General features: G+C 44.3%; 10 protein-coding genes. 2 read left to right on the forward strand and 8 right to left on the reverse strand.

Features of this window, described 5'->3' with window-relative positions:
• The first annotated feature begins 571 nt into the window (after positions 1 to 571).
• The gene (locus tag BLS23_RS14140; protein ID WP_208599187.1) at positions 572 to 1,858 is read left to right on the forward strand and encodes a GntP family permease; all 1,287 of its coding nucleotides are present in this window, start codon (positions 572 to 574) and stop codon (positions 1,856 to 1,858) included.
• An 89-nt stretch (positions 1,859 to 1,947) separates the two neighbouring features.
• Here the strand turns inward: BLS23_RS14140 and BLS23_RS14145 are convergent, their stop codons facing one another.
• The 6 genes from BLS23_RS14145 to BLS23_RS14170 form a co-directional block, all read right to left on the reverse strand.
• Positions 1,948 to 2,724 carry a 3-hydroxybutyrate dehydrogenase gene (locus tag BLS23_RS14145; RefSeq protein ID WP_089653383.1) on the reverse strand — a complete coding sequence of 259 codons (777 nt, stop codon included), beginning with the start codon at positions 2,722 to 2,724 and terminating at the stop codon, positions 1,948 to 1,950.
• A 105-nt stretch (positions 2,725 to 2,829) separates the two neighbouring features.
• Positions 2,830 to 4,206: a Glu/Leu/Phe/Val family dehydrogenase gene (locus BLS23_RS14150; RefSeq protein ID WP_089653386.1), complete on the reverse strand. Its 1,377-nt coding sequence runs from the start codon at positions 4,204 to 4,206 to the stop codon at positions 2,830 to 2,832.
• Between the two features lie 130 nt (positions 4,207 to 4,336).
• Complete coding sequence (gene fabI, locus BLS23_RS14155) at positions 4,337 to 5,116, reverse strand: enoyl-ACP reductase FabI (protein WP_089653389.1); 780 nt, start codon at positions 5,114 to 5,116, stop codon at positions 4,337 to 4,339.
• Between the two features lie 53 nt (positions 5,117 to 5,169).
• Positions 5,170 to 5,841 (reverse strand): Dph6-related ATP pyrophosphatase, encoded by a 672-nt coding sequence (locus BLS23_RS14160; RefSeq protein WP_089653393.1) that lies wholly within the window; start codon positions 5,839 to 5,841, stop codon positions 5,170 to 5,172.
• 18 nt (positions 5,842 to 5,859) lie between these two features.
• A complete protein-coding gene (locus BLS23_RS14165; protein WP_143015276.1) occupies positions 5,860 to 6,372 on the reverse strand; it encodes a GNAT family N-acetyltransferase in 513 nt (170 codons plus the stop codon).
• Complete coding sequence (locus BLS23_RS14170; protein WP_089653533.1) at positions 6,369 to 7,436, reverse strand: C45 family autoproteolytic acyltransferase/hydrolase; 1,068 nt, start codon at positions 7,434 to 7,436, stop codon at positions 6,369 to 6,371. Before BLS23_RS14170 ends, BLS23_RS14165 begins: the two co-directional genes overlap by 4 nt.
• Before the next feature lie 985 nt (positions 7,437 to 8,421).
• On the opposite strand from BLS23_RS14170, the gene BLS23_RS14175 reads away from it, so the two are divergent.
• The gene (locus BLS23_RS14175) at positions 8,422 to 9,480 is read left to right on the forward strand and encodes an NAD(P)/FAD-dependent oxidoreductase (protein ID WP_089653399.1); all 1,059 of its coding nucleotides are present in this window, start codon (positions 8,422 to 8,424) and stop codon (positions 9,478 to 9,480) included.
• 36 nt (positions 9,481 to 9,516) lie between these two features.
• Here BLS23_RS14175 and BLS23_RS14180 read toward each other — a convergent pair whose 3' ends face one another.
• Both BLS23_RS14180 and BLS23_RS14190 read right to left on the reverse strand, forming a co-directional pair.
• Positions 9,517 to 10,461, reverse strand: coding sequence for an ATP-grasp domain-containing protein (locus tag BLS23_RS14180; RefSeq protein ID WP_089653402.1), 945 nt, complete (start codon positions 10,459 to 10,461; stop codon positions 9,517 to 9,519).
• 686 nt (positions 10,462 to 11,147) lie between these two features.
• The gene (locus tag BLS23_RS14190) at positions 11,148 to 12,593 is read right to left on the reverse strand and encodes a carbon starvation CstA family protein (RefSeq protein WP_089653408.1); all 1,446 of its coding nucleotides are present in this window, start codon (positions 12,591 to 12,593) and stop codon (positions 11,148 to 11,150) included.
• Between the last annotated feature and the right edge of the window lie 116 nt (positions 12,594 to 12,709).

Here is a 12,709-nt window from a genome sequence, read left to right on the forward strand (position 1 = left end):
CCGCTGACCAAGGCGCCTGCACACTTAAGGTAGGAGTCTCACCGTTTCCCTCCGCCCCTTTGCCATATGAGGTTCTCGAAATCGCTCTAATAGTAACCTGCCAAGTTCGGTAATGAAAGACCTGCTCATCCACGCCGTTATAGAGTCGTTTTAACCATAGATTCTGCACGAATAAGGTGTGGGAACAGGGTCTGGGAAACGTCCGCATGAAAAGCGAATGGAGACACGAACGTGTGTGTTTTTCTACTGACTGATTCCAAAACACTGCAAATCGTCGTTTCCCTGACCCCGTATCCATGGCCAGGAATTGTCATACATTATTTCAACTAGAAAGGCTGCCCTTAAGGCTGCGGGGAATGTGCTCACCGCGCTCCCGCGGCAAGCGAGCTATTCCCCGCAGCCCCCATGCACTCAACAAAAGTCTCGAAACTGAGTCTTCCACAAACGGGAGCTTTAGTGGAGGAACGAACGCTTGAGTTCTTTTAAACAATTGAATTCATATGGAATCCCTCATGTATTTTACAGTTTTGGACAAAGTAAAACAGAAATTAAATAAAGTGAGGGATTCATCATGATCAGTATCCTAATTGGACTCGTATTACTTATGCTTTTGGCTTATCTTGGATGGTCCATCATCTGGATTGCGCCACTCGTATCAGGTATTGTCGCGATTTTAAGTGGAATGGATATCCTTCCCGCTTATACAGATACCTATATGCAGGGATTTGTTGACTTTGCTAAAGACTACTTTCCGATTTTCCTCTTCGGTGCGATTTTCGGGAAGTTGATGGAAGATACGGGAGCTGCACAGTCGGTTGCCCATAAGATTTCGAGCGTAATTGGTAAAAAGCGTGCCATTCTCGGAATGCTTTTATCTGCAGCGATTCTTACGTATGGCGGGGTTAGTCTGTTTGTTGTTGTCTTTGCTGTGTATCCATTGGCTGTCGCGATGTTCCGTGAGGCGAATGTTTCCAGAAAGTTGATTCCATCCACGTTCGTACTCGGAGCTTTCACTTTTACAATGACAGCTCTTCCTGGAACACCTCAGATTCAGAATATCATTCCAATCAACACCTTTAAGACAGACACGATGGCAGCTCCAATTCTAGGAATAGTTGCCGCATTGATTATGGCTGTCGGCGGATATTTTTATTTGAAATTCCGTGAAAAACAACTTAACAATAAAGATGAGAAATTTACTGAGCCTGAAGGTGACAACCAAGTTAAAAGTGTGAACGAAGAAGAACTTCCAAATTGGATTCTTTCCACCATTCCACTAATCGCTGTTGTTTTGACGTTGAACGTATTCGAAATCAGTATTTTAGCCGCATTGCTCATCGGAATCATTTTAATCATGATCTTTAACTGGCAGGATTATAAGGATTTCATAAAAGCCATCAATGGCGGGGCTTCCGGTTCAGTTATGGCTACCATTAACACAAGTGCGGCAGTCGGATTTGGTACTGTTGTTACGGCTTCACCTGGGTTTGACTCCGTAAAGGATTTGATTTTCAGTATTCCTCTAAGCCCGTTTTTCTCAGAAGCCTTTGCCGTCAGTCTGCTTGCGATGATTACAGGGTCGGCTTCTGGCGGAATGGGAATTGCCCTTGAAGCTCTCGGACAGGAATATTACAATATTGCGGTCGATCAAGGGTTGAGTCTTGAAGCTTTTCACCGTATTACATCGGTAGCATCTGGAGCATCCATTCTCCCTCATAACGGTGCTTTATTGACATTGTTCACCGTTACAGGGCTGACACACAAGGATTCTTACAAGGATGTATTCGTAGTTGGCCTTCTTATTCCGATGGTCGCAACGATTGCGATTATTTTCCTTGCCATGATCGGCATCAATTAACTAACACAAGCTTCTCTCTTAAGGAGGGAAGCTTTTTGATTTGATCGAACAAATGAAAAACACGTCCCACAAGGGGACGTGTTTTATTATTATTGAACAGTGTAGCCACCATCGATGACCGCTGCTTGTCCTGTGATGCTTTTCGCTTTTTCACTGACAAGAAAGATTGCATAATCTGCAATTTCCTGGACTTGCAACAATCGTTTTTGTGGTACGAGGGGATAAATAACCTCTTCTAACGCTTTTTCCTTATCGATGTTTCTTGTTTTCGCAAGGTCTTCTAATTGGTTCTGGACAAGTGGCGTATCCACATAACCAGGACAGATTGCGTTCACCGTTACACCGTGGTCCGCTCCTTCTAAAGCAGCTACCTTCGTTAGTCCGATGACCCCGTGCTTGGCACTGTTGTAACCAGCTTTTCCAGCGAAACCGATGAGTCCATTGATGGAAGCCATATTCAAAATACGACCATACCCCTGTTCCTTCATGTGTGGGAACGCGTACTTCGTCCCATAGAATGGTCCTTTCAGCATAATGTCCAGAATCAATCCAAATTTTTCACTAGGGAATTCTTCAATTGGAGCGACATGTTGAATTCCTGCATTATTGACTAGAATATCAATTTTGCCAAACTTACTGACCGTTTCTTCAATTGCATTCTTTACATCTTCTTCTTTTGCTACGTTGGCAACGACCCCTTCGACTGTATGTCCTTGAGATCGTAGCTGTTCAACTGATTTGTTGAGGGTCTCCTCATTGATATCATTAAGCATGACTTTCGCGCCGGCTTTTGCAAATTCTGTAGCGATCTCAAGTCCAATCCCCTGCCCTGAACCAGTAATTAATGCTGATCTTCCTTCAAGCATTGCAACTCCTCCTTAAAATAAACACTCTTCCTTTAATTTTCCCTTTTCTAAGAAAATATGTGCAAAAAAAAAACTCAGCCTCATGAAAGGCTGAGTTTTTATACCCTAATAAAGTTTTCCTTGACGGTACATAATCGTGGATAGTTTGGTGACGGAGTGGATGTAACAATTTTGTCTTAGGGGGAACGGATCCCCAAAGAACTGTGGAAGAATCGTATCCATCGTACCTTTCAACTTATCAAAAAGTCTTTCAAAAATCTGATCCTCCGCCATAAACTGTGCTTCTCTCCCCTGAACCCATTCGTAATAAGAAACGATGACACCACCTGCATTTGCTAAGATATCAGGGACAATCAATACACCTTTATCCGCAAGATACCGATCCGCTTCTTCTGTAATTGGCCCGTTTGCACCTTCTACAATGATCTTCGCTTGAATGTCCTTCATATTATCTTTATGGATTTGATCTTCCAACGCTGCTAAAATCAGAACATCAACATCCATTTCCAGCAAGTCATCCCGCTCTTTAATCTCTGCCACAAGTTCATGCTCGTTCAGTTCTTGTTCTGTTGAAGGCAAATCACCATCATGCTCTTTCGCGAATTTGACAAGACCAGGAATGTCCAGGCCATCTGAATTATACAGCATGACATTCGCATCGCTCACGGCAACCACACGGTTTTGCAGATGATTGCATTGATACGCTTCAAGGGCAGCGACAGAACCAAGGTTACCAAAGCCCTGAACCGCCATTTTTAACTTTTTATCAGCATGGTCAAGAGCCGTATGAGCAAAAATGTTCTCTGTATCACTCAACCATTTTCTATGTTCATTGACGAAATCATGCATCATGTACCGAAACGTATAATAGACCCCTTTTCCCGTTGACTCTCTTCTTCCGAGCGACCCGCCGTTTACGATGCTTTTTCCTGTAAAACTGTTGCGGTACGGCTCTCCGGGATGAATATTCTTGAATTCTCCCATCATCCAGTCCATTTCCCGTTCCCCTGTACCGACATCCGGGGCTGGAATGTCTTTGTCAGGTCCAAGGATATCATTGAAATATTGCACGTATTTTTTACATATCAAATTGAGTTCTTTTACGCTGTATTCTTTCGGGTTGATGACCACTCCCCCTTTACCTCCGCCAAAAGGAAGTTCATGCAGGGCATTTTTCAAAGTCATTAGTTTTGCTAAATTGGAGACTTCATCTTCATCGACTGATTCATGAAAACGAATCCCGCCTTTATAAGGACCCACTGTATCACTATGTTGTACGCGGAATGACGGAATCCTTACAATCGTTCCATTTTCTGTAGTGATGCGCAGGAAAGATTTGTGGACATGATTCGGGGTCGAAAGCAGGGCCACCAATGAGTTGTAGGCCTGCTCCCGTGTTTGTGCTTTCAAATCCGGGAGAAAATCTTCATCCTCCATGATCGCTTTTAATGACTCTTCGATAATGGTTTGTTGTCTTTGCATAATCCGACAGCCTCCGTTCTAATGAATTGGTCCTATGTGGATTTCCTTATCTAAGTGTCCATTCCCCAAAAAGAAGCTATGAAACGTTTTCAGCAAAGAAAAAAGCCCCCTGCTCTAGGGGACTTTTCCATTAACCTAATATATTGTAACCCGAATCTACATAAACAATTTCTCCTGTCACTCCTCGGGATAAATGACTCATCATGGCCAGCGTCATATCTCCGACTTCTTCCTGAGTGACGTTCTTTTTCAGTGGAGCAGTTTCTTCAATTTTGTGTAAGATTTCATTGAAGCTTGGAACCCCTTTTGCTGCAAGTGTACGTACCGCACCAGCCGAAATGGCATTGACTCTGATTTGATTTTTCCCTAAATCGGATGCCAAATAACGCACAGTGGCTTCTAAGGATGCTTTCGCTACCCCCATGACGTTGTAACCTTCGACGACACGTTCAGCCCCAAGATAACTCATGGCAATCATCGATCCGCCTTCCGTCATATAAGGTTGACTTGCTTTCGCTACAGCAATAAGTGAATAAGCGCTTGTATCCTGCGCAAAAGCGAATCCGTCACGGGAAGTTTCAACAAAATCCCCTTTCAAATCCTCCGCATGTGCAAACGCGATGGAATGACAGACCCCATGAATGACTCCGACTTTCTCACCGATCTCTGCAAATGCCTGCTGAATACTTTCATCACTGTTCACATCGCATTGAACGATGGCTTTCGCATCTAAACCACCGTCTGCAAGCAGCTTTTCGAGCTTTTTATAACTTCTTTCTTTTCGATATGTAAAAATAACGTTGGCTCCTGCCTGATAAAGGGATTTAGCCACACCCCAGGCAAGGCTTCTCTGGTTCGCCACACCCATGACGACGATGTTTTTATCTTTCATTTGTAAAATATCTTCCATAGTAACCTCCAACATGTGTTTTCTTAGTTATACCTTATTCCAAAGAGAGTTGTCTACTTTTCCTTCAATTCTACATGAGAAAATCTTCCACCCAGTGTGTCGAATCGTCCCCCTGGCTGAATTCTTAAAGGTTCATGAAATAAAGGTCCACCATATACAAATGTGTGAAACTCTCCGTTTTCACCGCACGGGTCAATTTCAGGAGACATGGTATGCAAAAACTGCTGATCATAGAGAACCCCAGGTACCCTTTCATCCAACTTCTCTGTATCCACAGTAGTGATCACTGCCTGAAATCCCTTTTCAATGATCTCTGCCGCCACCTTATGTGAACCTATTGCCCATAAAGGATAGACGCCTGCCATTTCATTCTTCTTTAATAAATCGTCACGAAACGATCGAATATCTTCCAAAAAAAGATCAGCATAAACCACTTTGTGGATTTCTCTGTCCTTACAGCTTTGAAAGAACCGCTTCATGACCTCATCGTAATCCTCATTAGACGCTTTTTCCGCGATCGGAACGATTCTAATTGGCAGACCAAGCGCATCGGCTTGCTTCATAAGCAGGTGCTCACTGACTTCATGGACAGGTAACCGCAGAGACTGTTCAGAAACGGTTGAAAAAAGACCCTCGACCTTGTACTTCTCATCGTCCATCACCTTTTGCAAGGCAAGGGCAGAATCCTTGCCACCACTCCAAGAGACTATAACTTTCTCAGGCATCTTCCTCACCACTCCCTATTAACAATGTAAATGCAGTGCCATGTGGATCAGGTTCTCACTTCTCCCGTTTTTTCGAATGTAATCTAGAAAGCAGCCTTCCTTTTGAAAACCGAGAGACTCATAAAGGTGAATGGCTCGGGCATTGGATTCCAATACATTCAACCGGATAATATCAATTCTTTCGATCCGCCGGCATTGTTCTATCATTGTTGTCACGAGCTTCCGCCCAATTCCCTTGTTCCTTACGCCCCTTTTTACACTAACACCGAATGTGCCTTGGTGTCTTGTGGAAGAAAGAGCGCCCAGATCAAAGTTTAAAAAGCCGACAACATCACCGTCCATCTCAGCGACCAGAAAAAACTCAGGTTCTTCATACCGGCTGATCCATGCTTTTTCTTTTTCCAAGGAGTCATGGAACTCAGAAAGGTGTTTCAACCCATAGCCTTCGGTTAATATTTCCTTAGCAATCGCCATCGTATAGGTCGCATCTTCTGGTTCCCCCTTACGAATCACACATCTCTTCGGGATCATTTCTTCCCACTCCAATAGGCGCCATCCTCCATGTGAGCAAAAGGAATATCGGTATCAACTTCCCCATCAATTTTTTCTTCTTCAAGGTCGTCTCCATTCAACCATCGGGAAAAATCAAATTCCACCGGTTCTCGATCCCCACCTAAAGCAAACCAGGCTTTGTTTTCTTTTGGTAAGTATCCAGACGTGTGAATTGTCCCGGCCCAATTGCTGTACAGCTTAGAAAATACGCCACGATCTGTATCATTCATTAACCGGAAGGCATCATATGCATCTTTAATATTTTTACGATTCGATTGGATCGCATCCATGCGTTTCATAGAATCCACAAGATGATTTCGATTTTCCTTTTTTAAAATTTCAAAATGATTCGTACAAACGTCCGACTCTCTTACCTCCACTCCCCGTGGAGAGGCTTCCACTACATACGTCACATTGCTTTTATCGAATACGGTGTAACTGAATGAATGGCGATGAGGAATCTCACGCAGCATTTGAACAGCTTCGGTTACGTTCGCGCAAGATTCAAGCACAAGACGACCAATCATACAGCAAATAAACCCATCTCCAGGGCGCTTGCGGTGCATAAAGTTATAGCCCATCACAAGCCCTTTTTCATTCATCCCATCCATACGTCCGGTAATACGCTGCGTCGGTCCTATAATGCTGTACCCTTGGTCGGTCGGTTGAAAAAGACTATACCGTCCCTCATATGTCTTCGGCATGTAATCATAATTCCGAATGAAATAGCCGTCACCGGTCATAATCGAACATCCACTCCGTTTATAGTCGATGCGATATCCACCAAACTCCATCATCACTCTTTCCATCGGCCATTCCAGCGCATCCCTCAAGCCAAGAAGCTCATCCCATACGCCTGGAGCGAAACGTGTGATCGCTTCCTTCACTTCCTGTTCTTCTACAATAAAACGAGGCTTCCTCACCCGCCATTGTTTTTCTCTATTCTTCACTGTCCACGAATCTCTCAGCAGTTGTCCTTGATAAAACCCAAAATCATAATGCGTGCCTCTAAATTGCAAAAGATCGCTATGTATTTTTTTCATCATCGTTTCCTTTCTAACCATTTCTGCCTTCAATGTACCAGATTCCACTTCAAAATTGAACTCTCCCCTACTGTTATTAAACATAATGGGAGGATTGTGTAAGGCTCAGTTTCGAGATATTTGTTGAGTGGATTGGGGCTGCGGGGAATGACTCGCTTTCCGCGGGAGCGCGTTGAGCCTCCTCGAGCTTCGCTCTGCGGGGTCTCACCAAGCACTTTTTTCCTCTTAGATATCCGGTTCCGGCGCCTAGCGGCTAGTGAGACTTCCCTCGCTTCTGTACGATAAGTCAACATCGAATCACTCCGTTCTTCGTGTTTCCTTTATCTCCGCCAGCTCAGTCCAGTCCATACGCCGCTGATCGAGGCGCCATCACACTTAAGGTAGGAGTCTCCCCATTCCCCTCCGCCCCTTTGCCATATTAGTGTCTCGAAATCACTTCTGGAAACAGCTCATTTCCGATTTGATGGAGGTGAGTCGTTTAAGCACCTGGCTCAGGTACTTAAATCTCATCTACTTGATATAGAGCGCTTTCTGCGTATAGCACTGGGATAGTAGAAGACTGTCCTTCTGGGCGAAGCGGTTCGTTTCTCACCTACATCGAATGGGGTTGTTGGGAAGCTGCGAGACTCCCGTGGGAGAAGGAGACAGGCGAGATTCCGCAAGGCGATAGCCTGAGGAAGCTCGGCGCTCCCCCACAGGAAAGCGAGTGGCTTCCCAACAACCCCTGACTCCCATTCCGGCAAACGAACCCCGATTATCTCGAAACTGAGTCTTCCACAATAGGGAGCTTATGTGAAAGAATTGGTTAGGGATTGATACATTTAGACTTTTAAATATTTTGGGAGAGGGAATCGAATAATAAGGAAAGATGAGAGAATTTGCTTAATCATTCTAGTTTTTCACCAGTAATTTTGGTACTCTAAAGGTTGTAACAATCAGAAAGCGTTTTCGAATAGGGGATTAAGGAAAAGGTGGTGGAACAAAGATGAAAGAAGTCGTTATTTTGGGGGGCGGCTACGGCGGTATGAACACTTTGCACGGGTTGCTCGATCAAATCCCAGAAGATGTACATATCACTGTCGTCGACAGGAATCCTTACCATTCATTAAAAACTGAATTTTACACTATAGCAGCAGGAACGGAGTCTGACCGTCATGCTCGCGTTGATTTCCCGAAGCACGAGCAAGTCACTTATGTCTTCGATGAAGTGGAGAAAATCGACACAGAAAACGAGACCATCATCATAAAAGGCGGAGAAAAAAGTCTTCCCTACGATTACTTATTAATTGGTCTCGGCTGTGAGGATAACTATCACGGCATCGAAGGAGCGCGAGAATTCACCGAAAGTGTGCAGACGTTCTCTAAAGCAAGAAGTGCAGGCTTTTCTATTAACAACCTTGGGGCCTACGGAAAGGTGACCGTTGTCGGAGCTGGACTAAGTGGGATCGAGGTCGCTTCAGAAGTCCGGGAAAGCAGGCCGGACTTGAACATTCGCTTGTTGGACCGTGGCGAAACGGTATTGAAAGCCTTCGATTCCAAAATTCAAGATTATGTGGAGAAGTGGTTTAAGGATAATGAGGTTGAAGTCATCCACGGGGCAAACGTTGAATACGTTGAAAAAGATGGCGTATGCAACAATGGTGTTTGTTATTTGAACGATGTGACTGTATGGACCGCAGGGGTTCGTCCAAACTTCCTTGTCAGAGAGCTTCCTTTTGAAAAAGATGACCAGGAAAAAGTCATCGTCAATGATTTTTACCAAGTGCCTACCCATCAAAATGTCTATGTTGTAGGTGATTGTGCATCTTCTGAACACTCTCCTAGTGCACAGCTTGCCGGTCAGCAAGGAGAGAAGGTAGCTGATGTACTTAATGCCGTACTTAGAGACCGCGTACCTGAACGTCCTTCTGAGGTGAAGCTAAAAGGTGCTCTCGGCTCTCTTGGGAAAAATGACGGATTTGGCAACATGCTTCAAAAACCGATGACAGGTGTCCTTCCTCGTCTTGCTAAATCAGGGGTTCTCTGGTTAAGCAAACGCCACTAAAAAAGATCGATCACATAAATGTGATCGATCTTTTTGTTATACGAGTGACTTTTGTAAAAGACCTCCGAGATATTTTGCCAGCTCAAGCATCCCATAAGTTCCTGCTTTTGCTTCAGCATCCGAATTGTAGTTTGTATTCGTGTTCACATCATAGGTGTAAAAACGACCTTCTTTATCCTGAATCGCTTCAATTCCAGCTACGGCAATATTGTTTTCCCGTAAGAACCTTTCGTAATCATCAACGATGGACGGTCGATAATTTTCGAGAACTTCAAACTTCGCTTTTGGTGTTTGTGGTTCCACATCCGTCGGGCAATACAAATCTTCAATCGAGCACGCGTCTGCCGGGCAAAGTTCAAAACCTTCAGACGTATCGACCTTCACCCCATAAACAAACGTTCCGCCTACGAATTCATGCCGGACAATATAAGGCTCTGGAGCTTCAATATATTGTTGAATCAATGTAATCCCATCAACTGGTTCCTCAAAAGAGTCACTATCCAAGTATTCACGCAACGCTTCCGTAGAATGGAAAAGCTGAACTCCCTGCCCTTTTCCAGCACGGTTGTGTTTCGTTATGAACGATCCCATTTCCAACTGCCGCGCAGCATCCAGAATATTCTCTTTTCCTACAGCAGTAATCGTCTTCGGTGTGCGAATGCCAGCTTGGTTTAAAGCCATATATTGATTGACCTTACTGACTTCAAGCCTTAAAGCCCGGCTGCCATTTACTATGGTGCGATCATGGCGTTCGAGCCAAGCAAGGACAGCTTCAGTAAACTCAGGTGCGTAACGGTGATTCCTTGTATGAGAAGAAGCACTGATGCGGTTGTAAAAAATCCCTTCCGGAGGCTCGCTTGTCAAATCAAGCGTCCCCTGATCTAAATGCCAGAGCTCATATGGAAGATCGAGCTCTTCTAAACGCTCCGTCAAATGATCGGTCCATTCATCGTTCTCATGGAGAATATAAATTTTGCTCATCGAACCGACTCCTTTCCATTTCTTCTTGTTACTTATCATCATATCACAAAAAACCGATAAGGTTACTAGGAATAAGCTCATTACAAGGAAATACCAAATCCCATAAACGCACCCTTTTCTTGAAAACTCAGTTTCGAGACTTTTGTTGAATGGATGGGGGCTGCGGGGAATGACTCGCTTTCCGCGGGAGCGCGGTGAGCCTCCTCGGACTGCGTCCTGTGGGGTCTCACCATGCACTTTTGTCCCGCAGGAGTCTCGCCATTCCCCTCCGCCCCTTTGCCATATAAGTATTTCGAAACCACATCCGGAATAAGCTGCTTTTATGCATATGGTAATTGCATGCGAAAAGCTTGTTATAGTGCGCTTTATGCTTATAACACAAGAATAATGGAAGGCAACCTCCCACAGGAAAGGGGTTCGTTTCTCACCTACATCGAATGGGGTGGTTGGGAAGCTGCGAGACTCCCGTGGGAGAAGGAGATAGGCGAGATCCCGCAGGACGTAGTCCGAGGAAGCTCGGCGCTCCCCCACAGGAAAGCGAGTAGCTTCCCAGCCACCCCTGACTCTGAATACGGCAAACGAATCCCTGGTATCTCGAAACTGAGCCTTCCACAATCCTGCCATTATCTTTAATAAGATGGAAAATAATAAAAAGTCGCTTAGCCTTGGGGCTAAGCGACTTTTTATTATCCTGCTTTTGAGGTGATGACCGTATCTTCTTTTCTCACTTTCTGTTTGATCACTTGCCATACGAACCATGTTACCACAACAAGCCAGATGATGGACCCTAAGATCATGGACGTGGAATACTCCAAACCAAACCCTTCAGGAGCGTAGAAAATATAAGAGCTTACTACAGCTGTCATGAACAGGGCGGGAACACTGCAGATCCAGTGAAACTTGTTATTCTTCAACAAGTACATAGCTCCTGTCCAAAGCATAACTGTTGCTACAACTTGGTTGGACCAACCTACATATCTCCAGAGAAAGCTGTAATCCATTTGTGTTAACAGGAACGTTGGAATCGTAACCGGAATTGCAAATAGTAGCGGTGTCCATTTTCCTTCGAATTTCTTTTTACTGACCTGACTAGCAAAATCAACAAGCATCATACGTGAAGATCGCAACGCTGTATCTCCCGTAGTGATTGGCAGGATAATGACACCAAGAACGGCAAGAATTCCACCTAGCGTACCAAGTGTGGTACTACTGATTTCATTAATGACTCCTGCTGGTCCTCCCTCTGCTAGTGCCGTTTGAAGACCTCCTGTGTTACCGAAGAATGTCATACCGGCAGCTGCCCAAATTAAGGCGATAATTCCTTCTGCGATCATGGCACCATAGAACACTTTTCTTCCTTCACTCTCTTTTTTCAACGTTCGAGCAAGGATCGGGCTTTGGGTACTGTGAAACCCAGAGATAGCTCCGCATGAGATCGTCACCATCAGCATTGGCCAGATCGGTAGTTCATCTGGATGAAGATTGCTGACTGTTAAATTTGGAATTGGATGATCAAAGAAAAACATCCCTACCCCAATTGATACAGCCATAAAAATTAAAATTGCCCCAAATATCGGGTACACTTTACCAATAATTTTGTTGATGGGTAGAAGTGTCGCAATGAGAAAATATGCAAATATGATTAAAACAGATGTAAAAAATCCTAGTGGGGTGATTTCTGCCATCAATTGAGCCGGTCCTGCAGTAAAGGCTGCAGCTACTAAGATCATAAGGCCAATAGATAAAAGATTGATCACCGAGCGGGCCGGACGGCCTAGGTATTTCCCTACAAGTGTCGGGTATTGGGCGCCGTCATGACGAAGGGAAAGCATCCCTGAGAAGTAATCATGAACAGCTCCTGCGAAAATAGAACCAACAACGATCCAGATAAATGCCACGGGGCCGTATAAAGCTCCCATCACTGCTCCGAATATAGGTCCAAGCCCAGCGATATTTAATAGCTGGATAAGACTCGCTTTCCACCAGCTCATCGGCACATAGTCAAAACCATCGTTCTTTTCATATGCAGGTGTATTTTTTTGATCATTAATCCCGAAAATTCGTTCAACCACCTTTGCATAAAAAAGATATCCGACGACAAGTAAAACGATAGATGCGATAAATGTGATCATCGCTGAGCCTCCTTTCAAATTTGAATGTAAGAAGTATTCTAGCGCTGATTTTGTCGAATCACAACCCATTTTCTGAATATTTATATTTTTATCTTTTTTTTCTTAAAAATAAAGCG

Source organism: Halobacillus aidingensis, assembly GCF_900104185.1.
Taxonomy (GTDB): Bacteria; Bacillota; Bacilli; order Bacillales; family Halobacillaceae; genus Halobacillus; species Halobacillus aidingensis.